Consider the following 19,537-nt stretch of genomic DNA (forward strand, 5'->3'; position numbering starts at 1 on the left):
CTTCGACGGTAGTGGCGCAGCCCACAGCCCGCGTCAGCCCTGACGGTTGTTCCGCATCAGACTCGAGGCGTACGGACCCGTAGGGGCCCGGCGCCGAAGGAGGAGACGAAACGCAGATGAAGGCAGACGAACGCTGACGACCGGGGACGACCGGGGACGTCGCCCGGGGCCACCCTGGAAGTTGTCCACAGGCTTGCGCACCGCCCTTGACGCAGTCGCCGGGCATTGTCACATTCATCACTGTCACATTGCGGATACGCAGCGCATGCGACGCGGGACGGATCGTCGAGGGGCGGGGTGAGCATGAGCCTTGAGGGCGCGCGCGAACGACGGGTACGGACGGGCGGGATCGAGCTGTGCGTCGCCGAGCTGGGCGACGAGACCCGGCCGACGGTGGTGCTGGTGCACGGCTATCCGGACAGCAAGGAGGTGTGGTCCGAGGTCGCGTCCCGGCTGTCCGCGAGCTTCCATGTGGTGCTGTACGACGTCCGGGGGCACGGCGGCTCGACGGCCCCGCTGCCGCTGCGCGGCGGCTTCACCCTGGAGAAGCTGACGGACGACTTCCTGGCGGTCGCGGACGCGGTCAGCCCCGACCGCCCGGTGCACCTGGTCGGTCACGACTGGGGGTCCGTCCAGGGCTGGGAGTTCGTCACGGTCGAGCGGACCAGGGGCCGGGTCGCCTCGTTCACCTCGATGTCCGGACCGTCGCTCGACCACTTCGGGCACTGGATCAAGCAGCGCCTCAACCGGCCGACTCCGCGCCGGGTGGGCCAGGTACTCGGCCAGGGGGCGAAGTCCTGGTACGTGTACGCGCTGCACACACCCGCGCTGCCCGAGCTGGCATGGCGCGGCCCGCTCGGCAGGCGGTGGCCGAAGATCCTCCAGCGGATGGAGAAGGTACCCGGCGGGGACTACCCCACGGCGTCACTGCCGTCCGATGCCGCACACGGCGCCTGGCTCTACCGTGACAACGTGCGCGCCCGGCTGCGCCGCCCACGCCCGGACGCGCATGCGCATGTACCGGTGCAGCTGATCACCCCGACCGGGGACGCCTACCTGTCGGAGCGGCTCTACGACGACCTCGGGCAGTGGGCGCCCCGGCTGGTGCGCCACACCCTGCCCGCGAAGCACTGGGTGCCCCGCACACGGCCGGACCAACTGGCCGTCTGGATCACGGACTTCGTCAACGCCCGGGATGCGGACACGGAATCCGCACGTCCGGCAGCGATCCGGAGCCGTTCCCTCTCCCAGGCGAAGCAGCGCCGGCACCGCACGTCCGCCGAGCGCTTCGGTGGACGGCTGGTGCTGGTGACGGGCGCGGCGAGCGGGATCGGACGGGCCACCGCGCTGGCCTTCGCCGAGGCAGGGGCGAGGGTCGTCGCCGTCGACGTGGATGCCGCAGGAGCCGGCAGGACCGCCGCCAAGGCCCGGCAGCTCGGCTCCCCGGAGGCCTGGGGAGAGCCGGCGGACGTCGGTGACGAGCAGGCGATGGAGAAGCTCGCCGGGAGGGTCGCAGCCGACTACGGCATGGTCGATGTGCTGGTCAACAACGCGGGGATCGGGCTCGCGGGCTCGTTCTTCGACACCACGGACGAGGACTGGCGCAGGATGCTGGACGTCAATCTGTGGGGTGTGATCCACGGCTGCCGGATCTTCGGCAGGCAGATGGTGGAGCGGGGCCAGGGAGGCCATATCGTCAACATCGCTTCGGCCGCGGCGTTTCAGCCGTCGAGGACGCTTTCCGCGTATGCCACGTCCAAGGCCGGCGTCCTGATGCTCAGCGAGTGCCTGCGGGCGGAGCTGGCGGGCCAGGACATCGGAGTCTCGGCGATCTGCCCGGGCATCGTGAACACGAACATCACGGCCACCACGCGCTTTGCGGGGGTGTCGGACGAGGAGCAGCGACGCCGGCGGCAGAAGTCGTCACGGCTGTACGAGCGGCGCAACTACCCTCCGGAGAAGGTCGCCGACGCGGTGCTGCGCGCGGTGGTGCGGAACGAGGCGGTCGTGCCCGTGACCCCGGAGGCCCGCGGCGCCCGCTTCCTGTCCCGCGTCGCTCCCGGGACGCTGCGTGCGATGGCCCGCTGGGAGCCACGGCTGTGAGCATGTCCGGGCAGCAGTCGGCCGGTTACCGGGCCGAGTACCGCATCGAGGACCTGGCGCACCACAGCGGTGCCACGGTCCGGACGATCCGCGCCTACCAGGACCGGGGGCTGCTTCCCAAGCCGGAGCGGCGCGGGCGGTCAAATGTGTACGGAGACGCGCATCTGGCCCGGCTGCGGCAGATAGCCGAGCTCCTTGACCGGGGCTACACGCTGGCCTCGATCAAGGAGTTGCTGGAGGCATGGGACACGGGCCGAGGGCTCAGCGGAGTGCTGGGGCTGGTCGCCGAGGTCCAGGGGCCGTGGACCGACGAGGTCGCCGACCGCATCAGCCGCGCCCAACTCGCCGAGAAGTTTCCGGCGGTACCGGGCGACGCGGCCATCGCCGAGGCGCTGGAGCTCGGTGTCCTGGAGCGTATCCCCGACAGGGACGACGAGTTTCTGGTGCCGAGTCCCCAGGAGCTTTCCGTGGCCGTCGAGTTGCACGCGGCGGGTGTGCCGCTCGCCGCGATAGCCGTTCACCTACGGGAACTTCGCGGCCATATGGAACATATCGCGTCCCGCTTCATGGAGTTCACGACCGAGCACGTCTTCGCCCCCAGCCTGGGCCATCGTCCGCCGACAGACGCGGATGCCGCCGAAGCGGCAGCATTGGTGCGGCGGCTGAGACCACTGGCACAACAGACCGTGGACGCCGAACTCGCCCGGGCCATGCACATGTTCGCCACCCGGGAGCTCGATCACCACCTGAGGGCGGACAGCTCGCCGGAGCGCGAGGAGGAGACGCGCTCGGTACTGCTGCCTGCCGCCACGGTTCATGCCGTGGAACGGCTCGTTGGGGCGGAGAGCACGTCCGTGTTCATCGCCTCTGCGGTCGAACGCGAGGTGCACGCGCGGACATTGGAGACACTTGCGCCAACACGTCGCATATCGGGTGATATTGATCAAACAACATGAACCCAGCGCGGGTTGTCCACAGAGACGTCAATTCTCCTTGTGGATAACGGACTTGGCTGTGGAACAAACATGTGGATCGCTATCGTCCGGATGAAATCCCATGGCGGTGAATCGACTGCCCGGGCACGCTGACGGGATGGACGAAATGGACGAGAGACGCACCGTGAAGGTGTCGAAGTACCTCGCGAAGCATCTGCGGCACCAGCCCGAGCGGATCGGCATCACCCTCGACGCGAACGGCTGGGTCGCGATCGACGAGCTGATCCGCGCAGCCGCCGCTCACGGCTTCACTTTCACCCGGGACGAGCTGGATCATGTCGTCGCCGTCAACGACAAGCGGCGCTACACGATCGACGGCGACCGGATCAGGGCCAGCCAGGGCCACACCGTCGAGGTCGACCTGGAACTGCCGGCCGCCGAACCGCCCCCGTACCTCTACCACGGCACCGTGGCCCGCCATCTGACCGCGATCCGCAAAGAGGGCCTGCGCCCCATGGCGCGTCACCATGTGCACCTGTCACCCGACCGCGAGACCGCCACCCGGGTCGGCGCCCGCCGCGGCCGCCCGGTCGTGCTCAGCGTGGACGCGGGCGCCATGCACCGGGCCGGTCATGTGTTCCGCGTCAGTGCCAACGGCGTCTGGCTCGCGGACGCGGTGCCACCGGAATTCCTGCGCTTTCCCGGCTGACCGGTCACTGGCCGGGCCCACGCGCCACGGCTCGCGGCTCGCGGCTCGCGGCTCGCGGCTCGCGGCTCGCGGTTCAGCCGAGCTGGGCGACTGCCTCGGTGGCGATCTTCTCGAAGACGGCCTGGTCCGCGGCGAAGTACGAATCAGCAATGGGCCAGTGGATCGCGATCTCGTTGAAGCCCAGCTCCTGGTGGCGCCCCGCGAAGTCCACGAAGGCGTCCAGGGACTCCAGGGGACGGCCCCGGTCCGGGGTGAAGCCGGTGAGCAGGATCTTGTCGAGCTCTGCCACGCCCCGTCCGATGCCCTCGCAGGCCTCGGCGAGCTTCCGTGCCTGGCCGCGGATCGCCGCCACCGACTGCTCCGGGGTGCCCTCCTCGTACAGCTTCGGGTCGCCCGTCGTCACCCACGCCTGCCCGTACCGGGCGGCCAGCTTCAAACCGCGCGGGCCGGTGGCCGCCACGGCGAAGGGAAGCCGGGGGCGCTGGACGCAGCCGGGGATGTTGCGGGCCTCGACTGCGGCGTAGTGGGTGCCCTGCGCGCTGACGGCGTCCTCGGTGAGCAGCCGGTCGAGCAGCGGCACGAACTCGGCGAACCGGTCCGCCCGCTCCTTCGGCGTCCATGGCTCCTGCCCCAGCGCCGTGGCGTCGAAGCCGTTGCCGCCCGCCCCGATGCCGAGAGTGATCCGGCCGTCCGAGACATCGTCCAGGGAGATCAGTTCCTTGGCGAGCGTGACCGGGTGCCGGAAGTTGGGCGACGTCACGAGAGTACCCAATCGCATACTCTGCGTAGCCGTTGCTGCTGCGGTCAACGTGGGTATGGCCCCGAACCACGGACCGTCCCGGAAGGACCGCCATGAGAGGTGGTCGTACGTGTACGCGGCGTGGAACCCGAGGTCTTCGGCCCGCCGCCAGATCTTCTGTCCTTCGACCCACCGGTGGATGGGGAGGATCACCGTGCTCAGACGCATGACCCCGACGATACGCGGGCTTCCCGCTGCCACGGATTTGCCGACTGCGCCGACGCAAGCCCTGGCACTACGAGAACGAGCCCCGTCCGGGCGTCTCCGTCATCGGCGACCGCCTCAGCAGGCTCGCCGCCGGCCGCCGGTAGTCGCCGCGGAGCGCCAGCGAGTTAATAGGCCATGTAATACACTTCCCTTATGGACACGCCCCGCCCCGGCAAGACCCGAGTCACCAGCGTCTCCCTGCGTGCCGAGACCCTGGAGGCGATCCGCGCACGCGCCGGCAAGCAAGGCGTCTCCTCCTATATCGAGGAGGCCGTACAGCGGCAGCTCCAGCGCGAAGCCATCGACGAGTACATCGCCGCCGCTGAATCGGAGCACGGCCCTGTCGACCCTGCCGAGGTGTCGGACAAGGCCGAGCGCATCCGCGCCCACCACGCTGCCCACCGCGGGGAGTCCGCTCCAGCGGACGCCGCATGAGCGGGACTCTCGTTCTCGACAGCGAGGCCCTCTCCAAGCTCTCCCGTCGGCACCGCGACATGACCGTATGGCTGGACGTCGCCCGCAGACTGGACCTGCTCGTCGTGACGAGCGCCGCCACGCTGGTGGAGGCACGCGACCCGAAGGTGCCGCAGGCGGCGTTCGACCATGCCGTTTCCCTGGCCAAGGTGCGCCCCGTCACGGAGGAGATCGCACGTGCGGCAAGCAGACTACTCGCCGCCGAAAGCCTGCACGGTCACAAGTACGCCATCGATGCGATGCTCGCGGCCACGGCTCACGTGGAGCACGGCGACGTCACTGTCATCACGAGCGACACGGATGACCTGCGCCGGCTGTGCCCCGCTCGCATCGCCGTCGAGCCCGTCTGAGCGCCCGCGTCGGCCCTTCCTGAGACCTTGCCGTGTTTCCGCAGGTCAGCGTGTGATGGGTGAACGACGCTTGACCGAGGTCACGAGCGTGCCCAGGCGCAGCCGGTCGGTGGCCGTCGCGGCAGCGGTGAGCGTGGGCAGAGCGCCGAACCACGGTCCGTCCCGGAAGCTGCGCCAGGACAGGTGGTCGTAGGTGTAGACGGCGTGGAAACCGAGCTCTTCCGCCCGCTGCCACTTCCCGCGGCTCCCTCACGCCAGCGGTAGACGGGGAGGATCACGGTGCTCAGACGCAGGCTCATGGACCCGAGAGCCTACGTCGCCCCCGCACATGCCCGTGCACACGCTCGAGAGCCCGTGACCAGGTCGAACACGCTGCGTCCCGGGGCGCCTACTCATATGTGCACCCTCCCGCACGCACGTGCGGTGAGTGCGGGAGAATGCCAGCGTGACCTCAGCTAACGATCCCCTGCCGCTTCCCCCCGCCGTCCGGCTGATCGCCACCGACCTCGACGGCACCCTGCTGCGGGACGACAAGTCCGTTTCGGACCGCACCGTCGCCGCGCTCGCCGCCGCTGAGGAGGCGGGGATCGAGGTCTTCTTCGTCACCGGCCGCCCGGCCCGGTGGATGGGTGTCGTCAGCGACCATGTCCATGGTCATGGCCTGGCGATCTGCGCCAACGGCGCCGCGGTCGTCGATCTGCACGCGGGCAAGCTGGTCCAGGCACGGCCGCTCGAGCGGACGACCGCGCTCGACGTGGTCAGGACGCTCCGTGACGCTGCCCCCGGCACCACCTTCGCGGTCGAGCTGAGCACCGGGATCCACTACGAGCCGGACTACCCGCCTTTCCATCTCGACCCCGGCGCCACCACCGCCACCGCCGAGAAGCTGCTCGGCGCCGAAGGTCCGGACTCCGCCGCCCCCGTGCTCAAACTGCTGGCCCAGCATCCCGAGCTGACTCCGGACGGTTTCCTCGCCCTGGCGAGGACCGCCGCAGGAGACTTCGCCTCCTTCACCCGCTCCAGCCCGACCGCTCTGCTGGAGATCAGCGGCAGGGGCGTCTCCAAGGCGTCCACACTCGCGCTCTGCTGCGCCGAGCGCGGGATCTCGTCGGACCAGGTCGTGGCCTTCGGGGACATGCCCAACGATGTGGAGATGCTGTCCTGGGCGGGCTGCTCGTACGCGATGGGCAACGCTCACCCCGAGGTCGTGGCCGCCGCCTCCGGGCGCACCGTCGCCAACAACGAGGACGGGGTCGCGGTCGTCATCGAGGAGATCCTCGCCTCGCTGAAGGCTGTCCCGTAATCCAGTGGCCATGAGGCCGTACCGGCGAGGCTCGGGGCCTGCTTCGCGGGCCCGAGGGGGTCGCCCGGACAGGGCCTCATTCAGACGAACACGCCGCGGTCCGCCAGCCAGCCCACCGGGTCGACCCCCGAACCCAGATAGGGCGTGACCCGCGTCTCGAAGTGCAGATGCGGCCCGGTCGAGTTGCCGGTGGTCCCCGACTGGGCGATCCACTGCCCGGCGCGCACCCACTCCCCCTGGTCGACGGTGACCGCGGCGAGATGCGCGTACTGCGTGTACCAGCCGTCCTCGTGCTGGATGACGACTTCGATCCCGAAGCCCCCGCCGCAGGACACGGAGACCACCCGGCCGTCGCCGGCGGCCCGCACCGGCGTGCCGATGCTGACGGCGAAGTCCTGGCCGGTGTGGCGCTTCGCCCAGCGCTCACCCGCCTTGTCGAAACCGGCCGAGAGCGTGTAGTTCTGCACCGGCGCCACCCACTGGGGGCCATCCGGCGGCTCCGGCTGGTCCAGGCGCACCGCTCCCGCGCACTGGCCGGCGGCGGCGCTGCGGTTGGCCTTGTCCTGGAGCATCCACTGCGCCGCCTGGAGTTTGGTCTCGATCTCCTTCTTGATCTCGGCCAGCCGCGCGGCCTGCGCCTCGAGTTCGAGCAGCGCCTCCTGCGCCTTCTGCTCGGCTTCGGCGCTGCGGCGCTCGGCCTGCTTGGCATCGTCCAGCAGCCGGTTCACGGTCAGCTGCATCCGCCAGGCCAACTGCCATCCGCGGACCATCTCATCGGGGTCGTCGGCGAGCAGCAGTTTCGCCGCCACGGCGAGGGATCCGCCGCTGCGATACTGGGCGCGGGCGACCGCCCCGATCCGGCCGTGGAGCCGCTCGAGTTCACGGCGCGCCTGCCACAACCGCTCCTCGAGCTCCTCGGTGTGGGCCCGCTCGGCATCGGCGGCGCGCCTGCCCTGCTCGTACGACGCGGCCGCCTCTGACGCTTCCTCATACAGCCGCGCCACCTGGGCGCTGACGGTGGGTCCGTCGCTGGCGGCGGCCGGCGGCGCGGGCAGGAGGAGCACCAGGCATGCCAGCGCCACGAGCAGCATCCGGCAACGGTCGTGGTGGTGGTGGCCCATTCACGGATCGTCACACCACATTTGTCTGATGTGCGGCATTTCCTTGGTGTCGTACCATCAACCGGCCCATTCAGCGGTGTGCCGGGTCAAGCCACTCAGCGGTGCGGAACGCCGACCGGCTCGGCGGCGTGCTCGCGTTCCAGCATTCGCCGCAGCGGCCCGTCCACCGTGGCCAGTTCGGCGTACGGCCCGCGCTGAACGGTCCTGCCCTCGTCCAGCACCATGACCTCGTCGACAGCGTCGAGACCGCGGAGCCGGTGGGTGATCAGCACCGTGGTGCGCCCCTGTGTCGCCGCCAGCAGATCGGCCGTGAGAGCGTCCGCCGTCGCCAGGTCCAGATGCTCGGCCGGTTCGTCGAGGAGCAGTACGGGGAAGTCGGCGAGCAGCGCACGGGCGAGGGCGAGGCGCTGGCGCTGCCCCCCCGAGAGCCGGGCACCGTGCTCGCCGACCAGTGTGTCCAGTCCGTCGGGCAGGCCGTCCACCCACTCCAGGAGCCGTGCCCCGGCGAGTGCCGTGCGCAGTCCTGCCTCGGACGCGTCGGTGCGGGCGAGCCGGAGGTTCTCCCGGATGGTGCTGTCGAAGATATGGGCGTCCTGCGCGCAGAGTCCGACGAAACGGCGGATCGTGTCCCCGTCCAGTGCGGTCGCATCCGTCCCGCCAAGGGTGTAGCTGCCTTCTCGCGCGTCAAGGAAGCGCAGCAGCACCTGGGCGAGTGTCGTCTTGCCCGAGCCGGATGCGCCGACGACGGCGACCCGTCTGCCCTCGGTGAGGCTCAGGTCGAAACCGCTGAGGGCGTCACCCTCCTGACCCGCGTGGCGGGCCGCGAGCCCGCGGAGATGGAGCGGGAAGGCGGAGGAGGGCGCAGGCGCCGCGTCCCCCGGCTCATGCACGGGCACCGGGGCATCGAGCACTTCGAAGACCCGCTCCGCGCTCCGCAGCACCCGCTGGCGGTACCGCACGGCGAGCGGCAGACCGGTGACCGCCTCGAACGCGGCGAGTGGGGTCAGTACGACCACGGCGAGCTCCACGCCCTCGATGCGACCCGAGTGCACGGCCATCACGCCCGCATACGCGGCGAGTACCACGGTCAGCCCGCCGGCCAGGGCGGAGAGAGCGCCGCCGAGTGCTCCCGCTGACGCGGTGCGCGAGGCGATCCGGGTAAGCCGGGCATCGGCCTCGCGTACCGCGTCCACCCTGCTGCCGAGTGCCCCGGTCACGCTCAGCTCGGCGGTACCGCGCAGCAGATCCACGATCCGGGCCGCGAGAACACCGCGCGCCGGGGCCATGGAGTGTTCGGCCCGCCGCGCCCACGCACCACTGACCATCGGCACCGCGACTCCGGCGATCAGAAGCCCCCCGGCCAGTACGGCCCCGGCCTCGGGCAGCAGCCAGGCCGTGAAACCAGCTGACAGGGCGCCCACGATGACGGCCGTCCCCACCGGCAGCAGCCAGCGAAGCCAGTAGTCCTGGAGCGCGTCCACATCGGCGACGAGCCGGGACAGCACATCACCGCGCCGGGTGTCGCGCAGCCCGGCCGGGCTGATGCGCTCGAGTCGCCGGTACACGGTGACCCTCAGCTCGGCGAGCATCGACAGCACGGCGTCATGGGACACCAGCCGCTCGGCGTACCGGAACACGGCGCGACCGATCCCGAAGGCACGCGTCGCCGTCACCGCAACCATCAGGTAGAGCACCGGCGGCTGTTCGGACGCCCTGGAGATCAGCCATCCGGACACCGCCATCAGGCCCACGGCGGACCCGAGCGCCAGACTCCCGAGCAGCAGCGCCAGTACGAGTCGCCCGCGCAGCCCTCCGGCCATCACACGCACCCGCCCCAGCACGCCGCCCGGGGTTCCCGGGGGCAGCCCGTGGTCCGCCTCGGCCGGTGATCCCAGTGATCCCGATCCCCATGAGCCCGAGGCCGATGAGCCCGAGGCGCCCGATGAGTCGTCAGACGGCATCGAGGTGTCGGCCTTCGGGCCCGCCACCAAGCCGTGCGTCCCTTGGCCGACGCGCGCACCAACGCCTTCCGCCGGCTCCCCCGGAAGCAGCTCCACCACCCGGTCGGCCACCGCCAGCAGGGCGGGACGGTGCACGACCAGCAGCACGGTCCGCCCCTGCGCCAGCCGCCTCACCGCGTCCACGACACCCGCCTCGGTCTCACCGTCCAGCGCGGCGGTCGGCTCGTCGAGCAGCAGCAACGGCCGGTCGGCCAGGAAGGCCCGGGCCAGCGCGAGCCGCTGCCGCTGCCCCGCGGACAAGCCCGCACCGTCCTCACCGAGCACGCTCTCCACACCGCCCGGCAGCCGGGCCACGAAGTCCTCGGCCCCGGCGTCCCGCAGCGCTGTGGCCACCTCCGCGTCGGTCGCGTCCGGCCGGGAGAGCCGTACGTTCTCCGCGAGGGTTCCGGCGAAGAGATACGGACGCTGCGGCACCCAGGCGATGCGCTCCCGCCATGCGTCGGGGTCGACGTCGGCCAGGTCCACCGCCGCGGCATCAGCGGCACTGATCCGAACCGCGCCCGCGTCCGGGCGGACGAACCCCAGCACCACATCCAGCAGAGTCGACTTGCCTGCCCCACTCGGCCCGACCAGGGCGACGGTCTCACCGTCCCGTACGGTCAGCGAGGCACTCTCCAGCGCGGGCGCCGGGCGGCCCTCGTGCCGCACGGTCACCGAGTCAAGCTCCAGCCGGATCCCGCCAGGGCCCGGCGCCGCACCCGTGCCCCTCGCGGGGGCGGGGGCCTCCAGCACTTCGAAGATCTCCTCCGCTGCCGACAGCCCCTCCGCCACCGCGTGGTACTGCGCCCCGACCTGCCGGATGGGCAGATACGCCTCGGGCGCGAGGATCAGCACCACCAGACCGGTGTAGAGGTCGAGATCGCCGTGGACGAGCCGCATACCGACACCCACGGCCACCAGTGCCACTGACAGCGTCGACAGCAGCTCCAGCGCGAAGGACGACAGGAACGCGATACGCAGCGTCCGCAGCGTCGCCCGCCGGTACTCGCCCGTGATCGTCCGGATCGACTCGGCCTGCGCCTTCGCCCGCCCGAACACCTTCAGCGTCGGCAGCCCCGCGACCACATCCAGGAAGTGCCCGGACAGCCGGGACAGCAGCGCCCACTGACGCGTCATCCGCGACTCGGTGGCCCAGCCGATCAGCACCATGAACACGGGGATCAGCGGCAGCGTCCCCGCGATGATCGCCGCCGACACCCAGTCCTCGGTGACGATCCGCGCCAGCACCGCCACGGGCACGACCACCGCGAGACCCAGTTGCGGCAGATAGCGCGCGAAGTAGTCATCGAGTGCGTCGACTCCGCGCGTGGCCAGGGCGACAAGCGAGCCCGTGCGCTGCCGGCTCAGCCAGCCCGGGCCCAGCCCAGCCGCCCGCTCCAGCAACCGCATCCGCAGTTCGCTCTTGACCGCCGCACTCGCCCGGTGCGCCGCCAGCTCCGTCAGCCAGCTCACCAGCGCCCGTCCGGCCGCGACTGCGGCCAGCAAGGCCAGCTGCGTCCCCAGCCCGGAGACAGCCAGCCCCTTCTGGAACGCCCCCACCACCACTTCGGCGATGAGCATCGCCTGGGCCACGACCAGCGCCGCCCCGATCGCGCCGAGCACCACCACCGCCACCATGAAGCGGCGGGTGGCGTGGGCGTACCGGAGCAGACGCGGGTCGACGGGTTTCACGTGAAACATCCCTCGCTTGTGGTGAGCTGAGCCGGTGCGGACCAGTGCGGGTCAGTGCACGTCAGTGCGGATCTGCGATGTGCTGCGTGCCGATCCGCTTCCGGAACACCCAGTACGTCCAGCCCTGGTAGAGCATCACCAGCGGGGTGGCGATCGCCGCACACCACGTCATGATCTTCAGGGTGTAGGGGCTCGACGAGGCATTGGTCACCGTCAGGCTCCATGCCGCGTTGAGCGATGAGGGCATCACGTTCGGGAAGAGCGTCAGGAACAGCATCGCCACCGCGGCCGTGATGGTGACGCCCGACAGCGCGAACGACCATCCCTCACGGCCCATCCGGATCGCCCCGACCGCACCGAGCAGCGCGAGCACGGCCACGATCATCGCGACCAGGCTGGCGCCACCGCCCTTCTCCGCCTGCGTCCAGCTCAGGAACCCGAGGGCCAGTACTGCCGTGACCACCCCGAGCTTCAGCGCAAGACCCCGCGCCCGCCCCCGGATGTCCCCCACGGTCTTGAGCGCGGCGAACACCGCTCCGTGGAAGGTGAACAAGGACAGCGTGACCAGACCGCCGAGCAGGGCATACGGGTTCATCAGATCACCGAGGGTGCCGACGTACTCCATATCCGCGTCGATCTTCACTCCGCGCACGATGTTGCCGAAGGCCACGCCCCACAGCACGGCAGGCAGCAGCGAGGTCCAGAAGATGGCGTGCTCCCAGTTGCGCTGCCAGCGCTCCTCCGGTCGCTTCACCCGGTACTCGAAGGCGACACCCCGCACGATCAGGGACACCAGGATGACCAGCAGCGGCAGATAGAAGCCCGAGAAGAGCGTGGCGTACCAGTCGGGGAAAGCGGCGAACGTGGCGCCGCCGGCCGCCAGCAGCCACACCTCGTTCCCGTCCCAGACAGGTCCGATCGTGTTGATGAGGACGCGCTTCTCGGCCCGGTTGCGGGCGAGTAGCTTCGTCAGGATGCCGACCCCGAAGTCAAAGCCCTCGAGGAAGAAGTAGCCGGTCCACAGCACGGCGATGACGACGAACCAGACGTCGTGGAGTTCCATACCTCAGCTCCCAGTTCCAGTCTCAGTCGCGGGCTCAGTACGAGAAGGCCATCGGCCGGTCGGGGTCGCGGTCATGGCCGCCGATCTTGGTGGGGGGATTGAGGTCCGCCTCGGTGAGCTCGGGGGGACCCGCCTTGACGTACTTCACCAGCAGCCTGACCTCGATCACGGCCAGCACCGCGTACAGCGCCGTGAAGACGATCATCGAGGTGAGCACCTCCGCCTGCGAGACACCGGGGGAGACCGCGTCACTGGTGCGCAGCACGCCGTACACCACCCAGGGCTGGCGCCCCATCTCCGTGAAGATCCATCCCCAGGAGTTGGCGATCAGCGGGAAGCCGAGGGTCCAGACCGCCGCGAGCCAGTAGAGCCCGCTGAGCTTCGCGCCGAGCGGCTTCCTGAAGAGCACCAGATGCGGCACCTCGTCGTCACCCACCCTCAGCGCGGCCGGGAGCAGGAACTTCTTGCGGGTCAGCCAGAGTCCGGCGAGGCCGAGGGTGAGCGACGCCATGCCGAAGCCGATCATCCAGCGGAATCCCCAGTAGGTGACGGGGATGTTGGGCCGGTAGTCGCCGGGTCCGTACTTCTCCTGCTCGGCCTTGTTGGTGTCGTTGATCCCCGGTACGTACGAGGTGAAGTCGTCGTTGGCCAGGAAGGACAGCAGGCCGGGGATCTCGATCGCGACCTTGTTGTGGCCCTTGTCCACATCGCCGTACGCAAACACGGAGAAGGGCGCCGGCTTCTCCCCGTCCCACAGCGCTTCCGCCGCGGCCATCTTCATCGGCTGCTGCTTGAACATGACCTTGCCGAGGAAGTCACCGCTGAGAGCGGTGAGCAGCCCCGCGATGACGACGGTGATCAACCCCAGCCGCAGCGAGGTCTTCATCACCGGAATGTGCTTCCTGCGCCTCAGATGGAAGGCGGCGATGCCGACCATGAACGCGCCGCCGGTCAGGAAGGCCGCGGCGAGGGTGTGGAAGGCCTGCGAGAGTGCGGTGTTCTGCGTGAGCACCAGCCAGAAGTCGGTGAGCTCCGCCCTTCCGTTCTCCTTGTTGATCCGGTAGCCGACGGGGTGCTGCATCCAGGAGTTGGCCGCCAGGATGAAGTACGCCGAGAGGATGGTGCCGATCGAGACCATCCATATGCAGGCGAGATGGATCTTCTTGGGGAGCTTGTCCCATCCGAAGATCCACAGGCCGATGAAGGTCGACTCGAAGAAGAAGGCGATCAGCGCCTCGAAGGCGAGGGGGGCTCCGAACACATCGCCTACGAAGCGCGAGTAGTCGGACCAGTTCATGCCGAACTGGAACTCCTGCACGATGCCGGTGACCACACCCATGGCGATGTTGATCAGGAAGAGCTTGCCCCAGAACTTGGTCGCCTTGAGGTACTTCTCCTTCCCCGTACGCACCCAGGCGGTCTGGAGGCCTGCCGTCAGGGCGGCCAGGGAGATCGTCAGAGGGACGAAAAGGAAGTGATAGACGGTGGTGATGCCGAACTGCCAGCGCGCCAGAGTCTCCGGCGCCAGGGCCAGGGCTGAGTCCACATCGTCCTCCTTGCGGGCGAGCTTGTGAACGCGTTCACATTCACAAGCATTATGCCCCATCCCAAAACCGCACTGGTGGGCGGGGGCCCACCCCTGTGAGCGACATGGGGTGAGCCCCCGCGGCAGGGCGCTCACGGGGGCTCACCAGGGCTTTCCGCCTTTCAGGCGCGGGGCTGCACCTGGGCTACATCTCCTTGCGGAAGGCCTCCGCCGTGTGCAGGAACACATCGTTCGCCTCGCACTCGCCGATGGTGACGCGCACGCCCTCCCCCGGGAACGGCCGCACGATGACACCGGCCCGCTCGCACGCCGCCGCGAAGTCGACCGTGCTCTCGCCGAGCCGCAGCCAGACGAAGTTCGCCTGGGTCGCCGGCACGGTCCAGCCCTGCTTCACCAGTCCCTCGTACACGCGGCTGCGCTCGGTGACCAGCGAGCCGACCCGCCCCAGCAGCTCGTCCTCGGCCTGCAGCGACGCGACCGCCGCGTCCTGCGCGAGCTGGCTCACCCCGAAGGGCACCGCCGTCTTGCGCAGGGCCGCCGCCACCGGCTCGTGCGCGACGGCGAAACCGACCCGCAGACCCGCCAGTCCGTACGCCTTGGAGAAAGTGCGCAGCACGGCGACGTTCGGCCGGCTCCGGTAGAGCTCCAGCCCGTCGGGCACGTCCGTGTCCCGGATGAACTCGCGGTACGCCTCGTCCAGCACCACCAGCACATCGGATGGCACCCGGTCCAGGAACCGCTCCAGCTCCTCACGGTGCACCACCGTGCCGGTGGGGTTGTTCGGGTTGCAGACGAAGATCAGCCGCGTCCGGTCGGTCACCGCGTCCGCCATGGCGTCCAGATCGTGCACATCGCCCGGGGTGAGCGGCACCTGGACCGGCGTGGCACCGCTGACCCGCGTGATGATCGGGTATGCCTCGAAGGAGCGCCACGCGTAGATGACCTCGTCGCCCGGGCCCGAGGTGGCCTGGATCAGCTGCTGGGCGACCCCGACCGAGCCGGTGCCGGTCGCCAGGTGCGACAGCGGGACCCCGAAGCGGTCCGAGAGCTCGTTCATCAGCCCGGTGCAGGCCATGTCCGGGTAGCGGTTGAAGTCCGCCGCCGCGGCGACCGCCGACTCCATCACCCCGGGCAGGGGCGGATACGGATTCTCGTTGGAGGACAGCTTGAAGGCGGTAGGCCCGTCAGCACCTGCCGCGGCGGGCTTTCCCGGCTTGTAGGTGGGGATGCCGTCCAGCTCGGCGCGCAGCTTGGGGCTTGTCTCGCTCACCGCAGGTCCTCCTCGACCGTCGTACACACAATCACTCACCAATACTGCTCACCATATGAGGATTCCCGGCCCCTGCGAATGGGGGAATGTCGTTCCCCTGGAACGGGGGAGCCTCTCCAGGAGCAGGGGGGCGCGTTTCGAAGACCGCGCGCCGGTGGCTCACTCCGTGGCGCGCATCACCCGTAGTAGTGAGTTGAGACCTCTTCGCAACATCACGCCATCGACAGGTCCATCCCCATCGACAACCATAAGACCACCGCATCAGCACTCAACTACCTTTGTTTCCAAGGTAATTGGACCCTTGCTGCCATGCAGAAACGTGCCTGTCAACAGGTGCATATGCGACCGGACCAACCGCTCGTCATCGCCCTACTATCGGCTCGCCATGACAGCAGCAGGGAAGCACCAGGTGAGCCGGACAGAGACAGCGCGCCGGGGCCGCCGGCAAGGTCGGGCGGGCATCCGGGACGTGGCCGCCGCGGCGGGTGTCTCCATCACGACGGTCTCCGACGCGCTCAACGGAAAGGGCAGACTCCCGGACGCCACCCGCCGCCACGTCCGCGAGGTCGCCGACCGGCTGGGCTACCGCCCGTCGGCCGCCGCCCGGACCCTCCGTACCGGCAAGTCGGGCCTCATCGGCCTGACGGTGACCACCTACGGGGATGAACCTTTCACCTTCACCGAGTTCGCGTACTTCGCCGAGATGGCGCGGGCCGCGACCTCCGCGGCGCTGGCCCGTGGCTACGCCCTGGTCATCCTCCCGGCGACCTCGCGCCATGACGTCTGGTCCAACGTCGCCCTCGACGGCACCGTCGTGATCGACCCCTCCGACCACGACCCTGTGGTCACCGAGCTGGTCCGCCAGGGTCTGCCCGTGGTCTCAGACGGCCGCCCGGCGGGCACCCTGCCCGTCACCGCCTGGGTCGACAACGACCACGAAGCGGCCGTACTCGATCTGCTGGACCACCTCGCGGCGGCCGGGGCACGCCGGATCGGCCTGCTCACCGGCACCACCACGGACACCTACACCCGGCTGTCCACCACCGCCTACCTCGGCTGGTGCGAGCGGGTCGGGCAGGAACCGGTCTACGAGGCCTACCCGGCACACGACCCCTGCGCGGGCGCCGTCGCAGCCGACCGGCTGCTCGCCCGCCCCGACCGCCCCGACGCGGTGTACGGCCTCTTCGACCCCAACGGCACCGACCTACTGGCCGCCGCCCGGCGCTACGGACTGCGCGTACCCGACGACCTGCTGCTGGTCTGCTGCAGCGAGTCGGCGGTGTACGCCACCACCGAACCGCCCATCACCACCCTCTCGCTCAAGCCGCGGCGCATCGGCACCGCCGTGGTCCAACTGCTCATCGACGCCATCGAGGGTGTCGACGGCGGGGGACCGGTCGAGCAGGTGATACCGACAGAGCTGATCGTCCGCACCTCGTCGCAACGGCGCTCCCCGCGGACCACGGTGAGCCCGCCACGCTCACCCGCACAGGACTGAGAGCTCCCAAATCGGGGTGAAACAGTCAGCGAACCCGGGGTGTACCCGGATTCAGCACCCCTGGTGCATCACACAACACGGGCCGCATTCCTATGATGGGCGCACGACACCGCGGAGCTCCCCGACCAGGACGGTCCGACGGTGTACGGCGGCGCGACGGTGGTGGAGGGGTCGATGACTCAGGGGGCCGGTCAGGGACCCGTGGTGCGGACGGATACGGTGCGCGACTTCCGGGTGCCCCCGTACGCGCAGGTCCCGGTGCAGTCTCAGGACCCGCAGACCCCGCCGGCGCAGACCGCGCTGCCCGAGCAGATGCCGGATCCGGCGACGGAGACAGCGACGGAGCCCGTGCCCGCGCACCCGGAGCCGGCCCCGGCCCGGCAGCCGGTGTCTGCAGACGCCATGAGCGCGCCCGCGCCCCCTGGCGACCCCCGTACCGCCGCTCCCAGCGCTCCCCCCGCCGTCCACCCGGGCGACGCTCACCCCGACGAGGAACCACCGGACGGCTACACCCCCACCGAGCGGGATCTGCCGATCATCGTCCGCCGCGGTGACACCGTGCAGGTGGAGCTCACCCCCGTCGAGACACCACAGCAGGTCACCGACGGGCCCGGCCCCCTCTTCGTCGTCGGTGACGTACACGGCTACCTCGACGAACTCGTCGCCGCCCTCACCGAGAAGGGCCTGATCGACGCCGAGGGCAACTGGGCCGCAGGCAACACCAGGCTGTGGTTCCTCGGCGACTTCACCGACCGCGGCCCCGACGGAATCGGCGTCATCGACCTCGTCATGCGCCTCTCCGCGGAGGCCGCGGCGGCGGGCGGTTACTGCAAGGCCCTGATGGGCAACCACGAGCTCCTGCTGATCGGCGCCAAGCGCTTCGCCGACACCCCCGTCAACTCAGGTGCCGGAACCGCCACCTTCCAGGCGGCCTGGCTCCTCAACGGTGGCCAGAAGAGCGACATGGACCGGCTCCAGGACGTCCACCTCCAGTGGATGTCCCGGCTGGACGCGGTGGTGGAGGAGGACGGCCACCTGCTGCTGCACTCCGACACGACCGCCTACCTCGACTACGGCACCACCATCGAGGACGTCAACGACACCGTCCACGAGATCCTCAACCGGAACGACGCGGACGAGTGCTGGGACCTGTTCCGCAAGTTCACCAAGCGCTTCTCCTTCCGCGACGAGGACGGCGCGGACGCCGTGCGCGAGCTGCTCGGCGCGTATGGCGGCAGCCGCGTCGTCCACGGCCACAGCCCCATCCCGTATCTGCTCGGGCAGGTCGGGACCGAGGACGCCGCCGACGGCGAAGAGAGCTCGGACCCGGTCGTCGACGGCCCCCATGTATACGCGGACGGACTGGCCATCGCGATGGACGGCGGAGTGACCATGGCCGGAAAACTGCTGGTGGTCGAGCTTCCGCTCGCCGACTGAGGCCCTGACCGAGCCGAGACGGTACATGCCATTTCCGGAAACCCCCTGTCACCCCGTGCCGTGACCGCTCTACCATCGGCTTATCCGTAGCAGGCTCTCCTCCGTTTCCGCCCAACCGCCCACCCAAGCGGGCGATGCGGCCCTACGGAGCATCGGGGGATGCAGATGAAAAGCGCTCCGCACCTGCTGTCCGAGGATCGCGCAGCATACGAGCGAATCCTCGATGAAGTGCTGCGCCAGGCACACGACCGCCCCGATCTCTCCACGGTCGGAGACCGGCTCAACGCCGAACAGCTGCGCACCATGGCGCTCAACGCCACGGCGCTGATCACCAGCGCGGCCGCGGCCGAGTACGACCACTTCGTCAAGGTCCGCGAAGAACTGCGCTCACCCACCGCGTCCTCACCCTCCCGTGGGGCCCTGCAGGACCAGGCGTCCGCCGACCTGTCAGCCCCCGGATCAGGCGCGGGCCTCGGCGCCGTGCTCACCGTACTGGCCCCCGTGCTGGCGGGCACCGCCGCGGTGATCCTCCTCTTCGTGGGCTATGTGCTGAAGGCGCTCAAGCCCGAACCCTCCTTCGCACAGACCCTGCTGGCGGCGGGCTGGTTCTTCGGCGCGCTCACCGCGGTCAGCCTGCTCGCGGCGGTGGTCGGGCTGCTGATCACCGCACTGCGCAACAGCGCGACGGAGGTGCCCGCCGACGAGACGAGCGGAGCACTGCCGGAGGAAGTGGCGGAAGTCGCCCGCGCCCGCGAGGCCTGGCGCCACGCCCTCCTGGAGCGGGGCGTCCTCCCTTTCCTCCGCTCGGCGCTGGCCGACCCCGGCCCCGGCCCCTCCTCCAGCGCGCCGGGCCCGCTGAACCGCATCCCGAAGGTTGGCTACAGCGGCCCCGACTTCACGAGCCCCAGCCAGGGTTCGTCGACCTCGTCCCGCCCCGCGTTCACCAGCCCGGACTTCACCAGTCCCGAGTTCGGGCCCCCGGAGCACCAGCCGGAATAGCGCGGGCGGAGTGCTACGGGGGCCTTTCCGG

Annotated in this window: 15 protein-coding genes and 1 pseudogene; 9 read left to right on the forward strand and 7 right to left on the reverse strand. The window is 69.9% G+C overall.

The window, feature by feature from the left end:
- The first annotated feature begins 303 nt into the window (after positions 1 to 303).
- The 3 genes from ABZ532_RS10770 (at position 304) to ABZ532_RS10780 (ending at position 3,747) form a co-directional block, all read left to right on the forward strand.
- Positions 304 to 2,103 carry an SDR family oxidoreductase gene (locus tag ABZ532_RS10770; RefSeq protein WP_361280987.1) on the forward strand — a complete coding sequence of 600 codons (1,800 nt, stop codon included), beginning with the start codon at positions 304 to 306 and terminating at the stop codon, positions 2,101 to 2,103.
- A 2-nt stretch (positions 2,104 to 2,105) separates the two neighbouring features.
- Positions 2,106 to 3,059 (forward strand): MerR family transcriptional regulator, encoded by a 954-nt coding sequence (locus tag ABZ532_RS10775; RefSeq protein WP_361281163.1) that lies wholly within the window; start codon positions 2,106 to 2,108, stop codon positions 3,057 to 3,059.
- Positions 3,060 to 3,204: 145 nt separating this feature from the next.
- A complete protein-coding gene (locus ABZ532_RS10780) occupies positions 3,205 to 3,747 on the forward strand; it encodes an RNA 2'-phosphotransferase (RefSeq protein ID WP_361281165.1) in 543 nt (180 codons plus the stop codon).
- Between the two features lie 73 nt (positions 3,748 to 3,820).
- Here ABZ532_RS10780 and ABZ532_RS10785 read toward each other — a convergent pair whose 3' ends face one another.
- Positions 3,821 to 4,714 (reverse strand): LLM class flavin-dependent oxidoreductase, encoded by an 894-nt coding sequence (locus ABZ532_RS10785; protein ID WP_361280988.1) that lies wholly within the window; start codon positions 4,712 to 4,714, stop codon positions 3,821 to 3,823.
- Between the two features lie 192 nt (positions 4,715 to 4,906).
- Here ABZ532_RS10785 and ABZ532_RS10790 point away from each other — a divergent pair, with 192 nt between their 5' ends.
- Both ABZ532_RS10790 and ABZ532_RS10795 read left to right on the forward strand, forming a co-directional pair.
- Positions 4,907 to 5,188, forward strand: coding sequence for a hypothetical protein (locus ABZ532_RS10790; protein WP_361280990.1), 282 nt, complete (start codon positions 4,907 to 4,909; stop codon positions 5,186 to 5,188).
- The gene (locus tag ABZ532_RS10795) at positions 5,185 to 5,577 is read left to right on the forward strand and encodes a PIN domain-containing protein (protein WP_361280991.1); all 393 of its coding nucleotides are present in this window, start codon (positions 5,185 to 5,187) and stop codon (positions 5,575 to 5,577) included. Before ABZ532_RS10790 ends, ABZ532_RS10795 begins: the two co-directional genes overlap by 4 nt.
- A 75-nt stretch (positions 5,578 to 5,652) precedes the next feature.
- Here ABZ532_RS10795 and ABZ532_RS10800 read toward each other — a convergent pair.
- A pseudogene (locus tag ABZ532_RS10800) lies at positions 5,653 to 5,876 on the reverse strand (LLM class flavin-dependent oxidoreductase); the annotation flags it as partial.
- Between the two features lie 146 nt (positions 5,877 to 6,022).
- On the opposite strand from ABZ532_RS10800, the gene ABZ532_RS10805 reads away from it, so the two are divergent.
- Positions 6,023 to 6,880: a Cof-type HAD-IIB family hydrolase gene (locus ABZ532_RS10805; protein ID WP_361280992.1), complete on the forward strand. Its 858-nt coding sequence runs from the start codon at positions 6,023 to 6,025 to the stop codon at positions 6,878 to 6,880.
- 80 nt (positions 6,881 to 6,960) lie between these two features.
- Here ABZ532_RS10805 and ABZ532_RS10810 read toward each other — a convergent pair whose 3' ends face one another.
- From ABZ532_RS10810 to hisC, 5 genes are all read right to left on the reverse strand, one after another.
- Positions 6,961 to 8,001, reverse strand: a complete 1,041-nt coding sequence (locus ABZ532_RS10810) for a peptidoglycan DD-metalloendopeptidase family protein (RefSeq protein ID WP_361280994.1) — start codon at positions 7,999 to 8,001, stop codon at positions 6,961 to 6,963.
- Between the two features lie 95 nt (positions 8,002 to 8,096).
- Complete coding sequence (cydD, locus tag ABZ532_RS10815; protein WP_361280995.1) at positions 8,097 to 11,693, reverse strand: thiol reductant ABC exporter subunit CydD; 3,597 nt, start codon at positions 11,691 to 11,693, stop codon at positions 8,097 to 8,099.
- 61 nt (positions 11,694 to 11,754) lie between these two features.
- A complete protein-coding gene (cydB, locus tag ABZ532_RS10820; protein ID WP_361280996.1) occupies positions 11,755 to 12,756 on the reverse strand; it encodes a cytochrome d ubiquinol oxidase subunit II in 1,002 nt (333 codons plus the stop codon).
- A 34-nt stretch (positions 12,757 to 12,790) separates the two neighbouring features.
- Positions 12,791 to 14,362, reverse strand: coding sequence for a cytochrome ubiquinol oxidase subunit I (locus ABZ532_RS10825; RefSeq protein WP_361280997.1), 1,572 nt, complete (start codon positions 14,360 to 14,362; stop codon positions 12,791 to 12,793).
- Between the two features lie 124 nt (positions 14,363 to 14,486).
- Positions 14,487 to 15,572 (reverse strand): histidinol-phosphate transaminase, encoded by a 1,086-nt coding sequence (gene hisC, locus ABZ532_RS10830; protein WP_361280999.1) that lies wholly within the window; start codon positions 15,570 to 15,572, stop codon positions 14,487 to 14,489.
- Positions 15,573 to 15,957: 385 nt separating this feature from the next.
- Here hisC and ABZ532_RS10835 point away from each other — a divergent pair, with 385 nt between their 5' ends.
- From ABZ532_RS10835 to ABZ532_RS10845, 3 genes are all read left to right on the forward strand, one after another.
- Positions 15,958 to 17,070, forward strand: a complete 1,113-nt coding sequence (locus ABZ532_RS10835; RefSeq protein ID WP_361281000.1) for a LacI family DNA-binding transcriptional regulator — start codon at positions 15,958 to 15,960, stop codon at positions 17,068 to 17,070.
- Between the two features lie 159 nt (positions 17,071 to 17,229).
- The gene (locus ABZ532_RS10840) at positions 17,230 to 18,507 is read left to right on the forward strand and encodes a metallophosphoesterase (RefSeq protein WP_361281167.1); all 1,278 of its coding nucleotides are present in this window, start codon (positions 17,230 to 17,232) and stop codon (positions 18,505 to 18,507) included.
- Positions 18,508 to 18,666: 159 nt separating this feature from the next.
- Positions 18,667 to 19,506, forward strand: coding sequence for a hypothetical protein (locus ABZ532_RS10845; protein ID WP_361281001.1), 840 nt, complete (start codon positions 18,667 to 18,669; stop codon positions 19,504 to 19,506).
- Positions 19,507 to 19,537: the final 31 nt, after the last annotated feature.

The sequence above is a fragment of the Streptomyces sp. NPDC019396 genome, assembly GCF_040632375.1.
Taxonomy (GTDB): Bacteria; Actinomycetota; Actinomycetes; order Streptomycetales; family Streptomycetaceae; genus Streptomyces.

Bases quoted from the DNA above. Each gene is read 5' to 3' on its own strand.
- ABZ532_RS10770 (WP_361280987.1), top strand. From the start codon at position 304: ATGAGCCTTGAGGGCGCGCGCGAACGACGGGTACGGACGGGCGGGATC.
- ABZ532_RS10775 (WP_361281163.1), top strand. From the start codon at position 2,106: ATGTCCGGGCAGCAGTCGGCCGGTTACCGGGCCGAGTACCGCATCGAG.
- ABZ532_RS10780 (WP_361281165.1), top strand. From the start codon at position 3,205: ATGGACGAGAGACGCACCGTGAAGGTGTCGAAGTACCTCGCGAAGCAT.
- ABZ532_RS10785 (WP_361280988.1), bottom strand. From the start codon at position 4,714: ATGCGTCTGAGCACGGTGATCCTCCCCATCCACCGGTGGGTCGAAGGA.
- ABZ532_RS10790 (WP_361280990.1), top strand. From the start codon at position 4,907: ATGGACACGCCCCGCCCCGGCAAGACCCGAGTCACCAGCGTCTCCCTG.
- ABZ532_RS10795 (WP_361280991.1), top strand. From the start codon at position 5,185: ATGAGCGGGACTCTCGTTCTCGACAGCGAGGCCCTCTCCAAGCTCTCC.
- ABZ532_RS10810 (WP_361280994.1), bottom strand. From the start codon at position 8,001: ATGGGCCACCACCACCACGACCGTTGCCGGATGCTGCTCGTGGCGCTG.
- cydB (WP_361280996.1), bottom strand. From the start codon at position 12,756: ATGGAACTCCACGACGTCTGGTTCGTCGTCATCGCCGTGCTGTGGACC.
- ABZ532_RS10825 (WP_361280997.1), bottom strand. From the start codon at position 14,362: ATGGGGCATAATGCTTGTGAATGTGAACGCGTTCACAAGCTCGCCCGC.
- ABZ532_RS10835 (WP_361281000.1), top strand. From the start codon at position 15,958: ATGACAGCAGCAGGGAAGCACCAGGTGAGCCGGACAGAGACAGCGCGC.
- ABZ532_RS10845 (WP_361281001.1), top strand. From the start codon at position 18,667: ATGCAGATGAAAAGCGCTCCGCACCTGCTGTCCGAGGATCGCGCAGCA.